Consider the following 20,277-nt stretch of genomic DNA (forward strand, 5'->3'; position numbering starts at 1 on the left):
AATTGTAAATGCATAAAGATTTAATAGAAAAAAACATCATTCTTAGACTTACATTTGACTTTGCTTTAGACATTATTAGCTACTGTGAATGCTTAGAAGCGGAATACAGATACAATCTGGCACGCCAGTTATTTAAAAGTGGAACTTCTATCGGAGCGAATGTTCGAGAAGCTCAGAATGCAGAAAGTAAATCAGATTTTATACATAAGTTTAAGATTGCCGCAAAGGAAATGGATGAAACCGAATATTGGTTGCAATTGTGTTTGAAATCTTATGATCTGGAGAATACGCAAATGTTGTTATCTAAATTGGAACAGATTTCAAAAATCATTACAAAAATTATTGCTACATCTAAAAAAAGCAGGGTGAATTTGACGGACTAGCAAGCGTATTGATATTAATGATATTATCAAATTGACTAATCATCACATTGGCTAATTGGCTAATCATCACATTGGCTAATTGACTAATCATCACATTGGCTAATTGACTAATCATCACATTGGCTAATTGGCTAATCATCACATTGGCTAATTGACTAATCATCACATTGACTAATTATCATATATAAAAGTTATGTTAGACAAACAAGGAATAGCCAAACGCATTGCGCAGGAAATAAAAGACGGTTATTACGTTAACCTCGGTATCGGTATACCAACCTTGGTAGCCAATTATATACCTAAAGATATCCAGGTGGTACTGCAATCGGAGAATGGTTTGCTTGGTATGGGACCATATCCTTCGGAAGATGAAGTCGACCCAGATTTAATTAATGCGGGCAAACAAACGGTTACAACGCTTCCCGGATCGGCAATATTTGACTCAGCAATGAGTTTTGGAATGATCCGGGCTCAGAAGGTAGATTTGACGATTCTGGGAGCTATGGAGGTTTCGGAAAATGGCGATATTGCCAATTGGAAAATACCGGGCAAAATGGTCAAGGGAATGGGGGGAGCCATGGATCTGGTAGCGTCTGCCAAAAATATCATTGTTGCGATGCAACAGGTTAACAAGGAAGGTGAAAGTAAATTGCTTCCATCCTGCACCTTGCCTTTGACAGGAGTGAGGTGCGTTCGGAAGATTGTTACCGAGTTAGCCGTCTTTGTTATTGAACCACACGGAGGCTTTCGCCTCTTAGAAAGAGCACCTGGACTGAGTGTGGATGAAATCCGGAATGCAACCGCCGGCAAGTTTATAGCCGATGATAATATTCCGGAAATGAGACTTTAAAATAGTTTTTTCCGTAAGCGTGCGGAAATTTCATCAGTTACTTGTACCATCATCGCGGTATCGTCCTTATTGTTTTCGATAATTAAATCACACTGCGATTTGTAGGGAAAAAGATATTCATCAAAGCTGGGGAGTACGTGATTATACCATTTGTATTTGACATCTTCCTCAAAATACCCTCGTTCGATAAGGTCCCGTCGAAGTCGGCGCTCTAATGCAATATGTTCATCTGCGTGAAGAAATATACGCTCGTCCAGAAGTGTATTGATTTCTTCAAAATGGAAAATAAATAGCCCCTCTACTATTAATAAGGGAGCTGGCTTTATCTCCAACATTTTTGGCTTAATTGCCGGATTATTAAAAGTGTATTCTTCTTTAAAGACCGTCTTCCCTGCAATCAGCGCGCTAATATCATGATAAAAAAGCGTTCGGTTGATAGCAGCAGGTACATCAAAATTATACAGTTTGTTTTCCTCTTGCGTTTTGGTGTTGGCTGGCAGGTAATAATCATCCTGAGAGATTAACGTAACTTCATGATCTTTGAAGTGATTAAGAAAACACTTCAGAAAGAACGTCTTTCCCGAACCACTACTGCCAGCGATACCAATGACATAAGGTTTTTTAGACATTTTTTTTAGCTATTAGACTTTAGTTATTCGTTATTAGCTATTCGTTGTTAGTATTGATTCACTACTTAACTATTATTAAGGCGTAAGCTATAGCCGTAGGCTTTAATCTCACGTAGTCCCATTATCAAATTAGCTAATTGGCTAATTAACTACATGACATCTTTACGACTCAACCACTCAACTACTTAACCACTTAACTAATAAGAGATATTAACCTGAAACCGTCTGTCAATTACACCGATTAATGAAGCCACGGATTTGGAAATAACGATGATAGCATCTTTATTTTCCGATGTCTCATTGAATTTACCTACAACCTTTGCATAAGTAGTTCGATTGGTCATCGGGTTGGTAATTTTAACTACAGTGCCGACCGGAGCGGAGTTATGCAAGGCGAGCATTTTGCCGCTTTCGCCATTTAAGTCGTCCATCCAGATTCCAATGCCGCTTGCTGTCACCTGCTTGATTCCGTAGCGATTGGCCGGCGTGCTATCCTCTTTAGGTGTTTCTTCCGGTTCTTCTTCAATCGTATTGGCGTTGCCGCTTGCAACCTGCTGTTCGTTTTCGCTTGTTACACCGTTTAACTCTTCGTTGCTAATTACTTTCTTTGGAACACTGGGATCAGTGGCGGCTTCCTCTATAGATGTATTCGGGATTCTGATTAATTGCCCCTCCTTTAAAGAGTTGCCGGATAAATTGTTCGCTTGTTTAATCGCATCAACAGTTACTCCAAAGCGTTTTGAAATGGAAAAAAGCGTTTCCTTTGCACCTACTTTGTATTCAATATAATCGGTTCCCTGGGAGGTAATAGCTGCACCGCCATTAACGGGAGGTTTTGAGCTAGGAGTCGCAGTTTTTACAACATTGTTTGCAGGGTTCGAGAAGGGTGCGCCGGTCGGAATTTTAACGACATCACCAGCTTTGAGCGACTTATTAGCATTAAAATCAATGATGTCTTTTGGCTTCAGGTTGTATTTGCGTCCAAGAGAGTAGTAAGATTCTCTGGTCTGTAGTTTATGTAGAATTACTTTTTTACCATTTTGATTTTCAACTCCTATCGAATCCCTTGTTATCGGATTCGCAAAAACAACACTACTTGTTAAGACACAGGCAACAGTCACGCCTAAGCCTTTTAATATTTTTTTATTCTTCATATACATTACAATTATACAAAATACGAAACAATTTCTCGTTTATTATTCGTTACAAAAAACAATTGTTGGCCAACCATAAAAAAGACTTCCGGCAGCAGATGATCTAATCGATCAACTATACATTCCTTAAATTGTACGTTGTGCTCTTGAATAACCGTTAATATGAGTTGTAACTTATCTTCTTTCCTCTCATGATAGGCCCACAGCTCTTTACCGTCAGTTTCCAGAAAGAAATAGGGGCCAACTAAAGTGCTTGTAATTGGAAGTGGAGGAGTCCGGTGAACAGGGGAGGCCGAGCGTATATTTCTGGGCAAAGGCGACAGTTTATTTAGTAATGTATGATTTTCAAGTATACTTCCCGACAAAGGCTCCAGCAAGCTGACCGCATTCGTATCTGAAAATCGTTGCTTTACCGCTATTCCTTCCTGTGTAAGCTCTACGAATTGCAGATTGAATTGCTCCCAGGTGACCTGCTTACTATGTATATCGATAGCTACAAGTCCCTGCGTTTGCCCTTGGTTTGGTTGTGGATAATGCTGCAGGAATAGTTGGTTGGCATTCACCGCTGCCAGTGTCCACCAACGATCGCCATAGTGTATGTGATCGGATAACAAACGACCACTAGGATAATGAATAACCGAAAAGTAGGGCAGCCCGTCCTGATCTCTCCATTCAATAGCGAGCATACCGGAGAGCTCATGGATGTCCATCTTCCAAATCGTGCCTTCACATAAGTAAGAAAATTTTTTTGTCATTCGTTAACGATTATTGCTACCCTCTTTCATCTTTCTTCTATAACCATCTGACAAAAATAGTATCTTTATATGGAAAATCCCTTTAAAAGCGTGCAAAGGAAAAGAAGCTTTATCGGTAAAAGGAGAAAAATAAAGACAATGCTTATGATAAAAGACAGAAGCCTACGGCAGTGGCTTTCAATAGTACTGTTAATTGCGTTATTTTTACCCGGTTCTGCAATAGGCAAAACGCAGGAAACGGCCACCGTTTATCAATATCACTTAAGTGAAGAAATTGGCCCGGCAGCCTGGCGTAAAACTGAAAAAGCATTTAGTGCAGCTAAAGCACATCATGCCGATTATATTTTAATCGAAATCAATACCTACGGTGGAATGCTTAATTACGCCGATTCCATACGAACTAAGATATTAGAGTCGGAGCTGAAAACCATTGCTTTTATAAACCATAATGCGGCTTCTGCCGGTGCGCTGGTGGCGCTTGCCTGTGATAAAATCTATATGGTTAAAGGTGCAAGCATAGGGGCTGCCAGCGTGGTAAATCCTCAAGGAGAGGTGATGCCGGAGAAATATCAATCCTATATGCGGAGCTTAATGCGGGCAACGGCTGAAGCAAAGGGGAGAGATCCACGAGTAGCAGAAGCTTTTGTGGACCCGGATGTCGTGCTACCGGAATTAAAAGAGGCTGGCAAAGTACTTACTTTGACGACACAAGAAGCGCTAAAAATTGGTATGATCAATGGCGAAGTGGTTAGTTCGACAGAGATACTTGCTAAAGAAGGTCTAAAAGGGGCATCTATCACCCGGTATCAAAGCACATGGGTTGATAGCTTTATTAATTTTCTTATCAATCCGGCAGTGAGTAGCGTGCTGATTTTACTGATTATTGGCGGAATTTATTTCGAAATGCAAACGCCGGGCATCGGTTTTGCATTGATTGTTGCCATCATAGCTGCACTTCTATTCTTTGCTCCGTTATATATCCAGGGGCTGGCTGATAATTGGGAGATCGCCTTATTCATAATCGGTATTATTTTGCTGTTACTCGAAGTCTTTGTTATACCGGGTTTTGGTGTTGCAGGTATTCTGGGAATCATTGCATTGGTATGTGGACTGGCATTCAGCATGGTGCCCAATCAGAACTTTAACTTTCAACCTGTTGAGCCTAACCAAGTAATGACTTCCTTCGTTATTGTAATCGCCGCTACTATTGCTTCTATTATTCTTTGTGTCATTTTCGGCAAAAGCATTCTGCGTTCCAGTGCGTTTCAACGGCTGGTTTTAGCCGATGAGCAACAGTCGGGTAAAGGATACGTCTCTTCTGTAAGAAATCTTAATTTAATTAACAAAGAAGGAGTCGCCAAGACGGCCTTACGTCCTTCGGGTAAAATCGAGATTCAAGGGAAATGGTATGATGCCGTGGCCTTAGATGGGTTCATCGATAAGGATACTATTGTTTATGTTGAAAAGCACGAGAACTATAATCTTTTTGTCAGAAAAAAGAAAGACGATCAGGTGTATTAAACAATTCATAAGCCAAAACGTTATAAGTAGGTCATTCCCGGCATGCAGATCGCATGCTTAGGGTACTAACAAAAAATATAATGTATGAATCCAAAAGCAATTAGTTTAGAAGAGAAAAAATTAAGACCTGTTGTAGATCACCTAAATGATTTATTGGCAAACTATCATGTTCACTATCAAAAACTACGTGGTTGTCATTGGAATGTAAGAGGCTCGCACTTCTTTACATTACATGCTAAATTTGAAGAATTATATAATAATGCGATTACAACCATTGATGAGCTGGCAGAGCGTATACTAACCTTAGGGAAATCACCGCTCAGCCGATATCAGGACTATCTTGAGACAGCGGAGATCAAGGAAATAGATACCATCGGAATGTCGGATGTCGATCTGGTGAAAGCTGTGGTAGAGGACCTTGAAGTATTGATCGCTTTGCAACGGGACCTGCTAGAAATTACGGACGAAGCAAATGATGAAGGTTCCAACGATATGGTGAACGCATTTATGCAGTTTAACGAAAAGCAAAACTGGATGTTAAGAGCCTTTCTCAATAAGCAATAACACCTTGAATCTATACATTGGGCTTGTCTAAAAGTTCGTTTTCTTGCGTCATCGAGCTTAGCGGTATTGATATGGCATAGATACGGGAGAATGTCAACCTGAGACAAGCCTTTGTATTTCAATCTGCCTTTTAACAATTAATTAATACAGTATGTAGGCTCCTAAAGTAGCAAACTATTTATTTTTGATAAATAGTTCATGTTCATGTCTTTAGAAACAATTAGCTTGTTAGGTTGGATCGGCGTTGCCTGTTGTACTTCCGGTTACTTATTGGTTAGCCTAGGTTATATTCATTCCAATGGTTGGAAATACCAGTTGCTAAACGCATTAGGTGGATTATTTCTCGTAATCAGCGCTTTTTACAATCACGATACACCAAACACGGTAGCTAACGGGCTTTGGGCACTTATTGGGTTGATTAGCCTTATTAAGTTTGCGCTGCCAGGTGCCGTTAAAAAAGTGACTGCTAAGCGTTCATAGCCCAGCAGTCAGGTGCGATTTTCTAAACTTTAACCCTTGTTCCTTAGGGTGGTCAATCGCTAATACCCACCCACTTTTTCTTCTCTATCTTTATTAAATGAAAATCTTCTAGATATACTGAAGCCCCATCTATACTGCCCTTTACCCCAAGATGTCGTAGTTTCCGGTATAAATTGCGATTCCTGAATGGCTGTGGCATTAGTGAAATTTAAATGGAAGACATGGCCACCTGTTTCGATTTCTAAACCAACACCTAAGGCGTCGTAGAACTTTTGCTGATTGATGTTTTCTACGTATTCCTTTTTGTCTTTGCTTCTAAAAGGAAGAAAGTAGTCTGCTACAATAGCCATCCGTTTACTAATCTTTAACCGACCACCGGCACCTAAGGCAAATACACCATTTTGATCGCCAAAAATCGTATAGTTCCGATGTACGTAACTCGGAATAAGTTCAAAAGAAAAGCTAGGACTAAATTTTCTTGCCACAATCAACTGACTAACATAGGTTATCCGATCGCCGAAATTCTTATAGGAGGTCGAGGCTGTAGGATCGTCAGAAGCCTTAACACCGCTTACCGTCCCACTTCCAAAAAAGGCAAGACTTACCGGAATAGCGTTATCAGTAGTTTGTTCTAGAAAACGATATTTGAAATTGGCTTCATATAATTGTGTTGCCGCAGTTGCACCCTTTGCACGGGCAATCCCAACATTAAATCGGTCAGATATACCATAATCAAAACCAATGCGGATGTCTGTCGACTGATCAAGACCGAAGAAATTTCCGATACCCCCACTACCTCCTGCAATATCTCCAAATCGGTGATCTACCCGGAATTCGAGTTCCTTTTTATGGATCGTTTCGGTCGACTGTGCATTGATTAAATGGTTGGACTTAAAAGTGGCACTCACCTTTTCGCGCGTGGTACTATCCTCTTGAATTAGCGCCTCTAAATCGCTCTGCGCGAACAAACGAGAAAAGGGAATCATCAATAGAAAATAAGGGAGAAAAAATGTGATACGCTTCATAGGATGACTTAAGGAGTTTTAGCTTGGTAAATAGCAGCAACCTTAACGTCTAAGGTTTCTGCTATATTTTTTATAACGATGGTTGGAACTTCAATATCATGGTCGGCCGTTTTTACCTTGAACGTACAGCTAGCTGTGATCGCACCATTGTTCACGGTTATTTTAACCGGTGCAGTGTAACTTTTAGCAACACCATGAACGGTAAGTACACCGCTAACCATGCATTGGTAGGTCCCATCGTTTCTCAATTTTCCAGGATCATTTATTTTTCCTTTAAATTCAGAAAACGGATATCGGTCGCTCTCCATATAATTTTCATTGAAATGTTCCTGCATTAATTTTTTTTTGAATTGAAACGTGGTGTTTTTCACCTTGAATACAATGTCTCCCGTATTTACGTCCAGTGCGGAAAGTCCGTTTTTACTAACACCTTCTATATCTTCAACGGGCGTACTGCTAAAAAAAGATATCGTAGCCCCGTTACTTACAAAGGTGTTCTGTGCCTTTGAAACTGCAACAGAAAGAGGGATTATAAGAAATAAGGATAAAACTATTTTCTGAATCATAATTTCTAATTGTTATTGTTCCGGCATATTACGATCAAACCAGGCTTTTAATAGCGCTTTTTCGTTAGCGCTTAGTGAACCGCCGACAGGCATGGTACCAGTTACTAGCACGACATTGTTGATTCTCGCTCCATTATCCCGAACAGATGCAAAGCCGGAGAAAGTCCAACGGCCACTTGCACCGCCACCTGCAGCATGGCAACCGGCGCATTTCGTTTGAAACAGGGCTCCGGCAAAGTTGCTATAACTAACATTTTCAGCAGTTACTTCTTCATTGCCAGGTTTTTCAGGCTCCACTGCTTGATCTTTAGAACAGCTGTATAGAACCGCGATAAAACTTGCTAAAACAGCAAGTGTGTAAAGTGATTTTTTTTTCGTGACTTTCATAAGCTAACCTATTCGTTTTATTTTTTTTGATTGATACTCTAAATACGGAGCGCATGACAAAAGGGTTGCCTAGCTTTATAAAAATTGCAAAATATTTGTTACCAATTTTGTCATTACACGCACAAATAATTTTAGCTTTGAAGCAACCTTTTTTTTACGGCATTCGTAATGCTTATTGGAAGGAGGGCTTGGTGGCACCAAAGGAGAATCAGGAAGAAGTCATATCGAAGCTAATACAGGGATGTATTAAAGAGGATCGGAATTCTCAAAAGGAACTCTATAGACATTACTATGCATATTCGATGGGAATTTGCCAACGTTATGCGAGTAATAAAATAGATGCCGCCAGCATTATGAACGATGGTTTTTTTAAGGTATTTAAGCATATCAAGAAATACGACCACACTAAACCTTTTACTGCTTGGATAGGTCGTATTATGGCCAATGCGGCAATCGATTATTATAGAGCTAACCTTAAATTTGCAGGAAATGAAAATATAATGGATTACGATCAGGCCGGGTCTGACGAAGCAATTTATGAGAAACTAAACTATCAAGACCTATTATTCATGGTACAGTCGTTAAGCCCTTCCTATCGTACGGTTTTTAACCTCTATGCAATTGAAGGGTATAGCCATGAAGAAATAGCAGGAATGTTGCATATTTCTGTCGGAACATCTAAATCTAACCTGTTTAAAGCCAGGGCAAAATTGATGGAGATGCTAAAGGCGATCGACTTGAATGTTGACAGAAATGAAGCAGATAAGAACCTTAGTGAATAAGTGTGATGGAGAAGAAGAAACTCGATGATCTATTCAGAGAAGGGTTGAACAACCCGGAAGTATCTTACGACGAGATGCACTGGATAGCTATGGAAGAAAAGCTCGTCAACAATAGGAAAAAGAAGGTAAGACTTATTTGGCTTAGCTCTTTAAGTGCCGCTGCGGCTGTTATACTGGTTTTTCTTGTCATCTGGTGGCCCATTACACGTGATCAGTCTGTTGAAGTGGTTAAAAAGGAAGATAGTATCATATCTAAAAAAACGCATATAGATAAGCCGGTACCACCTGTTGTCGATCAGATCGTTAAAAGTGACAAGGCGCTATTGAAGAATACGTCACCAACGATTTCCATCCCTCTTCTTGAAGACAAATCTAACGAACGAACGGGTAGATTGGAAGCTATATCGGAAAACATATATAAAGATACCTTAACAGTGCAAGCAGGAACGAACGGCTTACTTGGAAAAGTAGGGCAAAGCCTAAAACCAGCACCTGTATATTCATTTAATACATCAGATGCAGAAATTTTGTCTGAACCAAAATTAACGATCAACCGAGAAAGAAGACCATCTTACTTAACCATCTTAGCAGCGCCTGATTTAACAAGCGTACGAGGTGCCGGTAATCCTCAGCTAAGCCAAAATATTGGTGTATTATATACGCTACCATTAAGCAAGAAATTAAGCGTTTCAGGCGGCGTACTATACGCACGAAAGAATTATAACTCACCTTACAGCTTTTACCGACCCAAAATACAAAGAAGCTACGGAGCAACACCCAGTCAGGTAGATGCTGCTTGCGATGTGCTGGATGTACCTATAGAACTTAATTATCAGGTTTACAATAAAGGTGCCACCCGTATTACCTTGAACGGAGGTGCTTCCAGCTATTTCATGTTACGAGAGCAATATGAATTTAGTTACGATACCGGTGATCCGTATAAAGATAAGCAACGCACTAACTATGAAATAAGAGGGCAAAATAACCATCCTTTTGGCGTAGCGAATATTTCGGCAACTTTTGAACAACAGTTGAACAACCAAGTCACAATCGGTGTTAGGCCATTTGTCAAATTACCTTTAACAGGGATCGGTTATGGGCGGACAAAACTGGACTCAAAGGGCTTAGCCGTTTCGGTTAGTTTTAAATTGGGAAAATAGTTAAGTGGTTGAGTCGCTGATTAGCCGATTAGGCAATGAGATCATCAGATGGCTTATAGCTTAAATTATTCATAAGTATTTATTTTAATGGTATTATTCATTGTTGTTTGCTTTTTATTTGGCATTCATGAGCTCGTTGCACTCGGTTCATGAGCTCCCTACGGTCGGTTAGTCAATAGTTAAATAGTTGAGTTGTGGAGTTGCTAATTAGTCGATAAGCCGATTAGCCAATTTGATGATGGAGCTAGTGTTGCCTAAAGCTTACAGCGTATAGCTTACGGCCCTATTAGTAGCAGTAGCACCGACTAAAGCCGAAAGCTGAAGTCAATAGTTAGCCAATGTAATGATTAGCCAATTAGTCAGTGTGATAACCGAATAAAGTGCGTTCATGAACACTCGGGGAATAAACAGATTGTTAAAAATGGTTGCTTGTTGCACTGGTTGTAGCACTACTAAAGCTTATAGCTTATACCTTAAAGCCTAAAGCCACTTAAGCCGTTTTGGTTAGTAAATATTCTACGAAACAAGCCAGAATATAATCCCATCCTTCCGGTGCATCCATCATTTCCCGGTAAGCAGGGCCGTTTTCGCCATGCTTTGAAAAATTTCGATGTTCCAAAATCATCGTTGTGCATTCATTGCCTTCGCTAAAGGAAATTTCCACCTCACTAGCTTTGTCAGGGTTTGGTTCGGGCACACGGTTAGGTCCTATTTGCCAAAGAAAAGTTAAAGTATATGGATCAAATTTTATAATTCGCCCCCAATCACACTGAAAGCCGTATGGGCCTATTTCAGTAAGAAAACCATTGACGGTCGGATTGACTTTGATGGCAACCAACTCTTCTTTCGACCAAGTGTACTCTTTAGGCCACCAAATTCCCAAATCACTCAGAAAAATATCAAAAGACCTTTGCAAAGGTGCATCAAACATTATTTTTTTTCTAATATCTCCCATATTACTTTTGTTATGGCTGCTTTGACACTTACCGTATCTTGCTAACAAGTGAAGGATGAATTGGTTTGGGAGACTTCACTTTAGCGATGCAGAAATCTACAGGATTGGCTTCCAATAAACGGAAAAGGGCTAAGTATCTTTACTTAACCCTTTTTATATTTTGCGATTACGATTATCGCACTAAAATTTAGCGCCAATAGTTAAGAACACATTGTTACGGGTATTTTTAACGCTGGCAATAGGCGAATTTACCGGATAATCAGCAGCTAGAGCGTACGGCGTTGTATCATACTCTTGTCTCCAGTTTTGATAAGTTGCATCGACGTAATAGTTGCCAAAGCGGAAACCTAAACCACCGGTAATCGATTGTGCTTTGTAATCTACGTTTTCGTAAGGATTGCCCGTATGGTTATAACCGGCGCGAATCATAAATTGTGGCGTAACAACATATTCACCACCGACCTTTAAGTTAACGGCTCCTTTATATGTATTTTTTATGTCTTCTGCATATTGCATATCAAGGTCAGCAACATCTGTAGTGATTTTCATGCTTTTATAGTTGACGAATTCGACGTCTGCGCTGATCAGACCTTTGCTAAATACCGCGGAAATACCACCATTTACACGATATGGCGTCCTTAAATTGTAGTCATATGAACTGTACTCCGGTTCGTATTCATACCACGAAATTTCCGCACCTGTTTCCGGGTGAAAGTTAGTAATCCCATAATAATCTGAATAATCAGTTGACATATTATACCAAGTAGGTGTCGTGGCCGAAAGTCCGATACGAATAATGTCGGTAGGGCGATAAATTAATCCAAGCTTTACGTTTACACCGGCGCCTTTTGTATGCCCTTCGTAATCATCATCGTAGTAATAATCGGAATTCAATAATTCGTTGTAGAAACGAGGATCATCAGAACCTTGTTGTGGGTTTAGGAAACGAGAGCCTTGGTCTACGACTCTATCATCGAACAGGTAACCATCCTCTTCAAACCGCCTATAGGTGCGATGATCAATAGAAGAAAATGCAACGGATGCACCTAGATAAAGTTTATTGCTGTAGTTGGCCCCAAATGACAGGTTGGTTTCTGATTGAGATCCCTTAGTTTGTGTGAAAGAACGTTGTGTATTATCCGGAACACCCATAGGGAAATACAGATTGTCTGCGCCAATATCAACTAAACCCGCATCCCAACCAAAGTCGTGAGCAACACCTGTTCTAGGATCGGCCATATAGTCGGCAATACTTGATTCGTTGTTTTGTCCTGAATAATTCAAGTTGGATATAAAGCTGTTCGTTTTATTATAACTTAAACCTACATTGAAGTTAAGCCAACCCTGATCTAGATTAGCACCTCTCGCACGCATAGACGGGAGATTAAAAACGATACCTAACTGATTCAAACCGAAGCGATCTCGGGTGCTCTCTGTTTGGGAACCAAAGTAAGTGGCTTTATTCTTATCACCGAAATAATCGAGCGATAAGCTTATGTCGGAATTGTTGAAAAAACCAAGACCAGCGGGGTTACCGGCGATGTTGCTAATATCCCCACCCAGTGCTGTTTGCGCATTTCCCATCGCTTTAAAGCGAGCTGTGGCGCCTTGCTCATATTGTGAAAATAAAAGCGACTCATCCAAATTTTGACCCCTAGAAGCAACCGCTGTAAATAAAAACAGACAAAGAGTTGCTAATTTCTTATTATTCATGAGAAGTAAATTAATTAGTAATAAGTGGATTGCTTTATGTTATGTAATAATAAAGCCGACTAATTTTGAAACAATTGATCAAAAAAGGTCGGCTTTATTTTTATCTAAGATTATCGTCCTCCGCGACCTCTAGACGAGCTGCCGGAACCGCCGCCACCGCCTCTGCTCATGCCACCACCGCCGCTAAATCCTCCGGACGAACGACTCGGAGACGGAGTATAGGATGGCCTTGAGGTAGGGCGTGAATAACCTTCACTCGGTCTTGAATTAGTTGGTCGAGCTGGTCTGGAATAAGATCCTGAAGGTCTAGTAACGCCAGGTCTTGATCCTGTTGTAGCTGGACGGGAATAACCGGGTCTTGACAAGCCTTCGGATCTTCCATAATTCGGTCTGCTAATTGCAGGTCTACTGCCTCTTGCCGAACCGTTATATGATGAACCTCTTGATGAGTTAATATTGGCATCGGATGAAGACCGGCCGCCTCGACCTCTATAGCTTGAAGCCGACCCACCGGAAACCACACCTCTGGCAGGTCTTGAACTACCTGAAGTAACCCGTCCGGTAACACCTCGGTTAATTCGAGTTATAGACGATCTTGACCCTCTATAGTTATCGGCATATGAACGAGGCTGATAGTTTCCGCGGCTTATGTAACCGCCACCCCAGCCCCAGCCTGGATAGCCCCAGCCGCCACCCCAGTAGCCGCCGCCCCAGCCCCAACCAGCGCCGTAATAGGAGTAAGGTCCCCACCAAGGTGAGTACCAGCCGCCCCAGCCACCAGCGTAATATGGGTTACCCCAGTATCCGCCCCAGCCGAAGCCGCCACCCCAACCCCAGCCACTTCTAAAGCCGAAGCCTAAACCGAAGCCACTGCCCCAGCCCCAGCCGGCATAGCCATACCAAGGGTCAAAAAATGGGTCGTAATAGGACATGCCTGGTGTCGCATAGTAAAAGCGATTGATACGATTGGCATATTCAGAGTCGCTATATTCGTCTGCATATGCATCCCCATAGCTATCCGTATATTCATCGTCGTAATATCTTCCATTCTGATCTGCATATTGGTCGGCATAAGCATTGGTATCCGTATCTGCATATTCATCGTAACCTTCTGCAGGCTCGGCATACTCATCGTAATAGTCCGGGCTGCGGTAGGCCACTTCCTTTGCCTTTGTCTTCCCTCCATAAACATCATCCTGAAAAGTATTCTGTGCGTACTGACTGGTAGCGCAAGATCCTAAGGATAAGGCACCTATCAATATGGCACTTTTTATGATTAATGGTTTACTTTTCATTTGTTCTTTCCTTTCAAATAATTTTGTGGTCTTTATAACGTTAGACACCGTTAAACCGAAAAGGTTTAATAGGTAAACGGTTGTAAAAATGCGTCTGCTACAAAAATAATTTAATAATCCTTACATTCGCAAAATGGAAGTAACTTTACAGTGATTTTAACATTTTTAACAAATTTTAACAGTTCCTTTTGCTTCCCATTTAAGGTACAATTTTTATTCCAAACATACAACAATGAGTAAAGGTATAACTAGCAGAAATGAAGACTATTCGCAATGGTATAATGAATTAGTAAGTAAAGCCGATTTAGCAGAACATTCCGCCGTACGTGGATGTATGGTTATTAAGCCCTATGGATACGCTATATGGGAAAAAATGCAAGCGGCACTTGACCAAATGTTTAAAGACACCGGCCACAGCAACGCCTATTTTCCGCTCTTCATACCAAAGTCATTTTTTTCAAAAGAGGCTTCTCACGTGGAAGGTTTTGCCACAGAGTGTGCCGTTGTGACACACTACCGTCTTAAAAATGATGGAAATGGACAAATCATTGTTGACGAAGAGGCAAAATTAGAGGAAGAGTTAATTGTAAGACCAACCTCGGAAACCATTATATGGAATACTTACAAAGGCTGGATACAGTCTTATCGCGATTTACCCATCTTGGTCAATCAATGGGCCAATGTCGTACGTTGGGAGATGCGCACGCGTCTATTTTTGAGAACAGCTGAATTTTTATGGCAAGAAGGGCATACGGCGCATGCCACAAGCGAGGAAGCTGTGGAAGAAACAGAACGTATGCTGAATGTATACGCTACTTTTGCCGAAGAATGGATGGCTTTACCTGTGGTTCGTGGAAGAAAAACGGAAAACGAACGTTTTGCGGGAGCTTTAGATACCTATTGCATCGAGGCGCTTATGCAAGATGGTAAAGCTTTACAGGCAGGCACCTCCCACTTTTTAGGGCAGAATTTTGCAAAGGCCTTTGACGTTAAATTTACGTCGAAAGAAGGCAAGCTGGATTATGTATGGGCAACCTCTTGGGGGGTATCTACCCGCTTGATGGGTGCTTTAATTATGGCCCACTCGGATGATGCTGGATTGGTTTTGCCTCCTAAATTAGCGCCTATCCAGGTAGTTATTGTACCGATTTATAAAACAGAAGAAGAGAGCCGGCAGATAGGCGCACTTGCCGATAACTTAATAGCACAGTTGAAGCAAAAGGGGATTTCCGTCAAATATGACGACCGTGATACGCAACGTCCCGGATTCAAATTTGCCGAATGGGAGCTTAAAGGAGTGCCGGTCCGTGTAGCGATAGGAGCTCGTGATTTGCAAAATGGAACTGTGGAGCTGGCAAGAAGGGATACGCAAAGCAAAGAAACGGTTCCGCAAACAGGATTAGCGGAAGCCATCGAACAATTATTAATTACTATACAGGAGAATATCTACCAAAAAGCACTAACTTACCGCGATGCACACATTACCGAAGTAAATTCTTATGAAGAATTTAAAAAGGTGCTAGAAGGGGAGGGCGGCTTTATCTCGGCCCATTGGGATGGTACAGTAGAAACAGAGAAAAGAGTGAAGGAGGAAACCAAAGCGACCATCCGCTGTATTCCTCTTAATAATAAAGAGGAAGAAGGAACGTGTATATTTACGGGCAAACCATCAAAACAACGGGTGTTGTTTGCTAAGGCTTATTAATTGGTTATTAGTTATCGGTTACTGGTTCTTAGTCATAATCGATAATTGGTTATTAGTTATTAGTTCTTGTTCATAGTCAATAACTAACAACTAACAACTAACAACGAAATTTATGAAATTCGCAACAAAAGCTATACATGCAGGGCAGCATCCCGATCCGACAACCGGAGCGGTGATGACGCCGATTTATCAGACATCGACGTACTGGCAACAATCGCCTGGGGAGCATAAAGGTTATGAATACTCGCGAGGTACCAATCCGACGCGCAAAGCACTGGAGGAATGTATTGCAGCCTTGGAAAATGCTAAATATGGTTTGGCTTTCTCCAGTGGTATGGCCGCTACCGATACGGTGCTACGCTTGCTAAAGCCAGGGGACGAGGTTATTACGGGTAATGATTTATACGGCGGTTCGTATCGGATCTTTACAAAAGTGTTTGAGAAGTTTGGTATTAAGTTCCATTTTGTTGACTTCACGCGGCCTGAAACTATCCGGTCTTATTTAAACGATCGAACAAAGCTGATCTGGATTGAAACTCCTACGAATCCAACGATGCAAATTGTTGATATTGAAGCGGTAGGACTCATTGCAAAAGAGGCTGGCGTTCTATATGTAGTGGACAATACCTTTGCTTCGCCTTATTTACAAAATCCGATCGATTTAGGCGCAGATATTGTAATGCATTCAGTTACGAAATATATAGCCGGACATAGCGATGTGGTGATGGGCGCTTTAGTCACCAATAATGAAGAATTGTATAAGCAATTGTTCTTTTATTATAACGCATGTGGCGGTACACCGGGGCCTCAAGATAGTTTCCTGGCTCTTCGCGGTATAAAAACGCTTCATCTTCGTATGAAAGCTCATTGTGAGAATGGTAGGCAGATAGCCCAATTCTTACGGAATCATCCAAGAATTGAAAAGGTATATTGGCCGGGTTTTGAAGACCACCCAAATCATGAAGTAGCTAAAAAACAGATGCGCGATTTCGGTGGTATGATTTCCATTGTTTTAAAGGACGCCTCCCTACAGGATACCTTCAAAGTAGCTTCCTCGTTTAAAGTTTTTTCTTTAGCCGAATCGTTGGGAGGTGTCGAATCTTTGATCAACCATCCCGCTACCATGACCCACGGCTCTATTCCAAAAGAAATTAGAGAAAAAGTCGGAGTTGTTGATAATCTAATCCGCATTAGTGTTGGTGTCGAAGATATTGAAGACCTTTTGAAAGATTTGGAGCAAGCGTTGGGGTAATGTATCAATTAGCTGATTAGTGAATTAGCCAATCATTAGCTAATTCACTAATTAGCATATTGGCTAATTGGTTATGCTAAATATAAAAGACTTCCTCGATCGTAAGGTTGAACAATATAATCAGCCTGGATTTATTGAAAATGATCCGATCTGCATTCCGCATCAATTTTCAGTAAAGCAGGATGTGGAAATCATGGGCTTTTTCGCAGCGGTATTAGCTTGGGGACAACGGAAAACCATTATCAATAAATGCCGCGAACTAATTGACAGAATGGATGGAAAGCCTTATGCGTTTATTATAGGACATGAACCAGATGATTTGAAAGGCTTGTTGGGCTTCAAGCATCGAACTTTTAATGATACCGACTTGCTGTATTTCGTCAGCTTTTTCAGAGCGCATTATGAACGTTTTAACTCCCTGGAGGATGCGTTTTTGCCTTCATCGATGTCGAGCGAGTTTAGGGAAGACTTTTTAATGGAAGGGCAGGAAGAAGCTGTATCAAGTCAAGAGATGAGCAGTAATGTGTGTTATCAAACTGAGCTTATACGTCCGAATTTAAAGGTTGAAGATGCATTGAATCGTTTTCGGGCATATTTTTTTAGTTTACCGGATTACCCTACCCGCACACGAAAACATATCAGTTCACCGGCTCAAAAGTCAACTTGTAAACGCCTTAATATGTTTTTACGCTGGATGGTTCGCAATGATCTTCGAGGAGTGGATTTCGGTATTTGGAAGCGAATAAGAATGAGCGAGTTAATTTGTCCCTGCGATGTTCATGTTGAACGGGTTGCCAGGCATTTAGGTTTAATTACGCGTAAACAGACGGATTGGAATACGGCTGTTGAACTAACAGACAACCTTCGACTACTAGATGCCAACGATCCCGTGAAATACGACTTTGCTTTATTCGGGCTGGGGGTTGAAGGGGAAATTTAATTAGCTAATTGTTTGATTAGCCGATTACTTAAATCCGTTTGTGTGAGGATTTTTATGACCCACTTTATCCAATCATCACATTGGCTAATCATCACATTGGCTAATTTTAACAGCCCTTAACATCTCCCGCTTTCCCGGTGCTCCGGGTGCTTTTTCTATGGAAAATCCCAGACTTTTCATCGTACGTTTTAGGTTGCCTGTAATAGCATAGGTTACAAATACGCCTCCCGGTTTTAGAAAGGAACATGCATGTTCAAGCGTTTCCAATGTCCACATTTCCGGCTGATGAATCGCAGCGAAGGCATCAAAATAAAGTACGTCAACACGTTGTTTGCTGTTGAAGCTAAGTACTTCTTGATGGGCAATCGTTAAGTCTATTTCGTTCACTAAACATTGCGGATTGGACAGAGCCTGGCCATAATGCTCCAAGAATGAATGCCAAAGAGTAGCATCTACTTCTTTGTCATAACCCGTTTGTGCAATCACCTCAACTTCGAGTGGATAGGCTTCAATACCGGTATAGGTTAATTTAATGTTTTGTTTCAAGCAATAATCCGCGGTCAACAAAAAATTAAGACCTGTTCCGAATCCTACCTCTAGAATCGATACTTTCTCATTTTGTGAAGTTAACCCCTGTTGGAGGAGGTATTGTAACCCGGATTGAAGAAATACATGCCTGCTTTCCTGCACCGCTCCATGCTTGGAGTGATAATGCTCTCCGACCGTTTCATGGAAAATAGTTTTCGAGCCGTCAGCGGTTATTACAAAGTTCATCTTCTTCTTATAATTATTGGCTAATTAGCCAATTTGGTAATTAGCTAATTGGAGAAAATTCATGTACAGCAGTACTTAAATCGTATACAGGTACCGCTACACGAGCGGCAATAATGCTCGAGCCGATAGCCGAGCGATAGCCGCCGGCGCAATGTACGACAATCGGCTTTTCTTCCGGTATTGCTTGAAGCGATTCCCGTAATCGGGGCAGGGGTATATGAATGGCTTCCTTAAACAACTTGCCCTTCTTTAGCTCGCTATCATTGCGAATGTCTATAATTGTAAAGTCAGTTTCGTTTTCTTTGAAAAAAGAAAGATCGAACGCTGGACTTACATTACTGCTTTCCGTTGATGTGAGATAGCCTTTACACTGACTCTCATAACCGATCTTGGCCAGTTTACGTAATAAACCATCCGCGTTTCGTTCTTCCGCAACAATTAAATAGAATGATTCGCCCGGCCCAACAATACTGCCGACCCAGGTCTCAAATTTGTTGCCATCCGGAATATTAATGGCATGTGGATAATGCCCGGCTCTGAATACATGTGCAGGGCGCGCATCGATGAGCAAAGCGGTAGTGTTTTCAATTTCTGATTCCACTATACGTATAATGTGTGCCAAGCTTGCTTCCAAATCGTCGGCCCCCGAACGATTGATTGCTACATCATGGACAAAGTACTTTGGAATAAAAGGCTGGTCATCCATTAGCAATTCTACAAATTCCGACTCTTTCATGGGGCGTAAAACCGGGTTTTCTTTGAGCTCTTTGCCAATAGTGCTTTGTAACTCTTTACTCATGCTCCTGCCACAAAGCGAGCCAGGGCCGTGTGCGGGATAGACTACCACGTCAGCCGGTAACTTCATGATTTTGCTGTGCAAGGTATGATACATGGCTTTTGCCAATTCGGTCGCTTTTGCCTTTACATTTCCAACATTTTCGCGAAGATCAGGTCGTCCAACGTCTCCAACGAAAAGGGTATCACCTGTAAATAAAGCCAATTCTTTTCCGGTTTGATCGCTCAACAGTACACAAATACTGTCGGGTGAATGTCCGGGAGTATTAAGTGCTTTTAAGGTATGACTACCAATTTCAATCACATCGTTTTCGTCAAAAGATTGATGTGGATAATCCGCTTCTACTAATTTACTGGTATATATGGCGGCTCCCGTACGTTTATGAAGCTCCAAATGACTGCTTACAAAATCTGCATGAGGATGTGTTTCAATGATGCCGATAATTTTGGCATGATTTTCTCTTGCAAAGGCGAGGTACGGCTCAGGATCTCTTGCCGGATCAACCAGTACCATTTCGTTATTACTAACAATAGCGTAAGAAGCATGGGAGAGCCCGGTGTCGTAAAATTGTTCTATCTGCATGTCAACCAA

At 41.3% G+C, this 20,277-nt stretch carries 22 protein-coding genes; 10 read left to right on the top strand and 12 right to left on the bottom strand.

The genetic code is table 11. From position 1 onward, the window contains the following. Window positions 1-8 precede the first annotated feature (8 nt). Window positions 9-383 carry a four helix bundle protein gene (locus M1D52_RS08215; RefSeq protein ID WP_437365696.1) on the top strand — a complete coding sequence of 125 codons (375 nt, stop codon included), beginning with the start codon at window positions 9-11 and terminating at the stop codon, window positions 381-383. Here M1D52_RS08215 and M1D52_RS08220 read toward each other — a convergent pair. Beyond that, entirely contained in the window at window positions 352-546 is a 195-nt protein-coding gene (locus tag M1D52_RS08220; protein ID WP_437392180.1) for a hypothetical protein, read from the bottom strand. The genes M1D52_RS08215 and M1D52_RS08220 overlap by 32 nt on opposite strands. A gap of 30 nt (window positions 547-576) precedes the next feature. Here M1D52_RS08220 and M1D52_RS08225 point away from each other — a divergent pair, with 30 nt between their 5' ends. Beyond that, window positions 577-1,233: a 3-oxoacid CoA-transferase subunit B gene (locus tag M1D52_RS08225; protein WP_437392181.1), complete on the top strand. Its 657-nt coding sequence runs from the start codon at window positions 577-579 to the stop codon at window positions 1,231-1,233. Here M1D52_RS08225 and M1D52_RS08230 read toward each other — a convergent pair. From M1D52_RS08230 to M1D52_RS08240, 3 genes are all read right to left on the bottom strand, one after another. Continuing rightward, window positions 1,230-1,862 (bottom strand): uridine kinase family protein, encoded by a 633-nt coding sequence (locus tag M1D52_RS08230; protein ID WP_013667883.1) that lies wholly within the window; start codon window positions 1,860-1,862, stop codon window positions 1,230-1,232. The genes M1D52_RS08225 and M1D52_RS08230 overlap by 4 nt on opposite strands. A 197-nt stretch (window positions 1,863-2,059) precedes the next feature. Next, entirely contained in the window at window positions 2,060-3,016 is a 957-nt protein-coding gene (locus tag M1D52_RS08235) for a DPBB and LysM peptidoglycan-binding domain-containing protein (protein ID WP_013667882.1), read from the bottom strand. 11 nt (window positions 3,017-3,027) lie between these two features. Further along, a complete protein-coding gene (locus M1D52_RS08240; RefSeq protein ID WP_437365702.1) occupies window positions 3,028-3,771 on the bottom strand; it encodes a DUF4905 domain-containing protein in 744 nt (247 codons plus the stop codon). 144 nt (window positions 3,772-3,915) lie between these two features. On the opposite strand from M1D52_RS08240, the gene M1D52_RS08245 reads away from it, so the two are divergent. From M1D52_RS08245 to M1D52_RS08255, 3 genes are all read left to right on the top strand, one after another. Further along, on the top strand, window positions 3,916-5,292 hold the full coding sequence (locus M1D52_RS08245; protein ID WP_437365704.1) for an NfeD family protein: 1,377 nt from the start codon (window positions 3,916-3,918) through the stop codon (window positions 5,290-5,292). An 84-nt stretch (window positions 5,293-5,376) separates the two neighbouring features. Beyond that, window positions 5,377-5,856, top strand: coding sequence for a Dps family protein (locus M1D52_RS08250; RefSeq protein WP_013667879.1), 480 nt, complete (start codon window positions 5,377-5,379; stop codon window positions 5,854-5,856). Window positions 5,857-6,060: 204 nt separating this feature from the next. Further along, a complete protein-coding gene (locus tag M1D52_RS08255) occupies window positions 6,061-6,336 on the top strand; it encodes a CBU_0592 family membrane protein (RefSeq protein ID WP_013667878.1) in 276 nt (91 codons plus the stop codon). A gap of 59 nt (window positions 6,337-6,395) precedes the next feature. Here M1D52_RS08255 and M1D52_RS08260 read toward each other — a convergent pair whose 3' ends face one another. Genes M1D52_RS08260 through M1D52_RS08270 form a run of 3 tightly spaced genes read right to left on the bottom strand, consistent with a single transcriptional unit; the run spans window position 6,396 to window position 8,314 of the window. Next, on the bottom strand, window positions 6,396-7,361 hold the full coding sequence (locus M1D52_RS08260) for a DUF5777 family beta-barrel protein (RefSeq protein ID WP_437392184.1): 966 nt from the start codon (window positions 7,359-7,361) through the stop codon (window positions 6,396-6,398). 8 nt (window positions 7,362-7,369) lie between these two features. Continuing rightward, window positions 7,370-7,927, bottom strand: coding sequence for a YceI family protein (locus M1D52_RS08265; protein ID WP_013667876.1), 558 nt, complete (start codon window positions 7,925-7,927; stop codon window positions 7,370-7,372). Between the two features lie 12 nt (window positions 7,928-7,939). Beyond that, window positions 7,940-8,314, bottom strand: a complete 375-nt coding sequence (locus M1D52_RS08270; protein ID WP_130856821.1) for a hypothetical protein — start codon at window positions 8,312-8,314, stop codon at window positions 7,940-7,942. Window positions 8,315-8,451: 137 nt separating this feature from the next. Between M1D52_RS08270 and M1D52_RS08275 the strand changes: the two genes are divergently transcribed. Together M1D52_RS08275 and M1D52_RS08280 are read left to right on the top strand one after the other, a co-directional pair. Next, entirely contained in the window at window positions 8,452-9,096 is a 645-nt protein-coding gene (locus tag M1D52_RS08275; protein WP_437392185.1) for an RNA polymerase sigma factor, read from the top strand. A 5-nt stretch (window positions 9,097-9,101) separates the two neighbouring features. After that, entirely contained in the window at window positions 9,102-10,256 is a 1,155-nt protein-coding gene (locus tag M1D52_RS08280) for a hypothetical protein (protein WP_013667873.1), read from the top strand. 490 nt (window positions 10,257-10,746) lie between these two features. Here M1D52_RS08280 and M1D52_RS08285 read toward each other — a convergent pair whose 3' ends face one another. The 3 genes from M1D52_RS08285 to M1D52_RS08295 all read right to left on the bottom strand — a co-directional run bounded on the left by M1D52_RS08285 (window position 10,747) and on the right by M1D52_RS08295 (window position 14,219). Then, a complete protein-coding gene (locus M1D52_RS08285; protein ID WP_013667872.1) occupies window positions 10,747-11,211 on the bottom strand; it encodes an SRPBCC family protein in 465 nt (154 codons plus the stop codon). Between the two features lie 180 nt (window positions 11,212-11,391). Further along, window positions 11,392-12,924, bottom strand: a complete 1,533-nt coding sequence (locus M1D52_RS08290; RefSeq protein ID WP_130856825.1) for an OmpP1/FadL family transporter — start codon at window positions 12,922-12,924, stop codon at window positions 11,392-11,394. A gap of 110 nt (window positions 12,925-13,034) precedes the next feature. Continuing rightward, window positions 13,035-14,219: a hypothetical protein gene (locus M1D52_RS08295; protein WP_437365714.1), complete on the bottom strand. Its 1,185-nt coding sequence runs from the start codon at window positions 14,217-14,219 to the stop codon at window positions 13,035-13,037. A 232-nt stretch (window positions 14,220-14,451) separates the two neighbouring features. Here M1D52_RS08295 and proS point away from each other — a divergent pair, with 232 nt between their 5' ends. The 3 genes from proS to M1D52_RS08310 all read left to right on the top strand — a co-directional run bounded on the left by proS (window position 14,452) and on the right by M1D52_RS08310 (window position 18,116). Then, the gene (gene proS / locus M1D52_RS08300) at window positions 14,452-15,924 is read left to right on the top strand and encodes a proline--tRNA ligase (protein ID WP_437365715.1); all 1,473 of its coding nucleotides are present in this window, start codon (window positions 14,452-14,454) and stop codon (window positions 15,922-15,924) included. Between the two features lie 112 nt (window positions 15,925-16,036). Next, window positions 16,037-17,176 carry a cystathionine gamma-synthase gene (locus M1D52_RS08305; protein WP_013667868.1) on the top strand — a complete coding sequence of 380 codons (1,140 nt, stop codon included), beginning with the start codon at window positions 16,037-16,039 and terminating at the stop codon, window positions 17,174-17,176. A gap of 73 nt (window positions 17,177-17,249) precedes the next feature. Next, on the top strand, window positions 17,250-18,116 hold the full coding sequence (locus M1D52_RS08310; protein ID WP_013667867.1) for a TIGR02757 family protein: 867 nt from the start codon (window positions 17,250-17,252) through the stop codon (window positions 18,114-18,116). 84 nt (window positions 18,117-18,200) lie between these two features. Here the strand turns inward: M1D52_RS08310 and mnmD are convergent, their stop codons facing one another. Next, the gene (mnmD, locus tag M1D52_RS08315; RefSeq protein WP_437365719.1) at window positions 18,201-18,890 is read right to left on the bottom strand and encodes a tRNA (5-methylaminomethyl-2-thiouridine)(34)-methyltransferase MnmD; all 690 of its coding nucleotides are present in this window, start codon (window positions 18,888-18,890) and stop codon (window positions 18,201-18,203) included. A gap of 40 nt (window positions 18,891-18,930) precedes the next feature. Beyond that, window positions 18,931-20,268: an MBL fold metallo-hydrolase gene (locus M1D52_RS08320; protein WP_437392188.1), complete on the bottom strand. Its 1,338-nt coding sequence runs from the start codon at window positions 20,266-20,268 to the stop codon at window positions 18,931-18,933. Window positions 20,269-20,277: the final 9 nt, after the last annotated feature.

Source organism: Olivibacter sp. SA151, assembly GCF_054130995.1.

Bases quoted from the DNA above. Each gene is read 5' to 3' on its own strand.
- M1D52_RS08215 (WP_437365696.1), top strand. From the start codon at position 9: ATGCATAAAGATTTAATAGAAAAAAACATCATTCTTAGACTTACATTT.
- M1D52_RS08220 (WP_437392180.1), bottom strand. From the start codon at position 546: ATGATTAGTCAATTAGCCAATGTGATGATTAGCCAATTAGCCAATGTG.
- M1D52_RS08225 (WP_437392181.1), top strand. From the start codon at position 577: ATGTTAGACAAACAAGGAATAGCCAAACGCATTGCGCAGGAAATAAAA.
- M1D52_RS08230 (WP_013667883.1), bottom strand. From the start codon at position 1,862: ATGTCTAAAAAACCTTATGTCATTGGTATCGCTGGCAGTAGTGGTTCG.
- M1D52_RS08235 (WP_013667882.1), bottom strand. From the start codon at position 3,016: ATGAAGAATAAAAAAATATTAAAAGGCTTAGGCGTGACTGTTGCCTGT.
- M1D52_RS08240 (WP_437365702.1), bottom strand. From the start codon at position 3,771: ATGACAAAAAAATTTTCTTACTTATGTGAAGGCACGATTTGGAAGATG.
- M1D52_RS08245 (WP_437365704.1), top strand. From the start codon at position 3,916: ATGATAAAAGACAGAAGCCTACGGCAGTGGCTTTCAATAGTACTGTTA.
- M1D52_RS08250 (WP_013667879.1), top strand. From the start codon at position 5,377: ATGAATCCAAAAGCAATTAGTTTAGAAGAGAAAAAATTAAGACCTGTT.
- M1D52_RS08255 (WP_013667878.1), top strand. From the start codon at position 6,061: ATGTCTTTAGAAACAATTAGCTTGTTAGGTTGGATCGGCGTTGCCTGT.
- M1D52_RS08260 (WP_437392184.1), bottom strand. From the start codon at position 7,361: ATGAAGCGTATCACATTTTTTCTCCCTTATTTTCTATTGATGATTCCC.
- M1D52_RS08265 (WP_013667876.1), bottom strand. From the start codon at position 7,927: ATGATTCAGAAAATAGTTTTATCCTTATTTCTTATAATCCCTCTTTCT.
- M1D52_RS08270 (WP_130856821.1), bottom strand. From the start codon at position 8,314: ATGAAAGTCACGAAAAAAAAATCACTTTACACACTTGCTGTTTTAGCA.
- M1D52_RS08280 (WP_013667873.1), top strand. From the start codon at position 9,102: ATGGAGAAGAAGAAACTCGATGATCTATTCAGAGAAGGGTTGAACAAC.
- M1D52_RS08285 (WP_013667872.1), bottom strand. From the start codon at position 11,211: ATGGGAGATATTAGAAAAAAAATAATGTTTGATGCACCTTTGCAAAGG.
- M1D52_RS08290 (WP_130856825.1), bottom strand. From the start codon at position 12,924: ATGAATAATAAGAAATTAGCAACTCTTTGTCTGTTTTTATTTACAGCG.
- M1D52_RS08295 (WP_437365714.1), bottom strand. From the start codon at position 14,219: ATGAAAAGTAAACCATTAATCATAAAAAGTGCCATATTGATAGGTGCC.
- proS (WP_437365715.1), top strand. From the start codon at position 14,452: ATGAGTAAAGGTATAACTAGCAGAAATGAAGACTATTCGCAATGGTAT.
- M1D52_RS08305 (WP_013667868.1), top strand. From the start codon at position 16,037: ATGAAATTCGCAACAAAAGCTATACATGCAGGGCAGCATCCCGATCCG.
- M1D52_RS08310 (WP_013667867.1), top strand. From the start codon at position 17,250: ATGCTAAATATAAAAGACTTCCTCGATCGTAAGGTTGAACAATATAAT.
- mnmD (WP_437365719.1), bottom strand. From the start codon at position 18,890: ATGAACTTTGTAATAACCGCTGACGGCTCGAAAACTATTTTCCATGAA.
- M1D52_RS08320 (WP_437392188.1), bottom strand. From the start codon at position 20,268: ATGCAGATAGAACAATTTTACGACACCGGGCTCTCCCATGCTTCTTAC.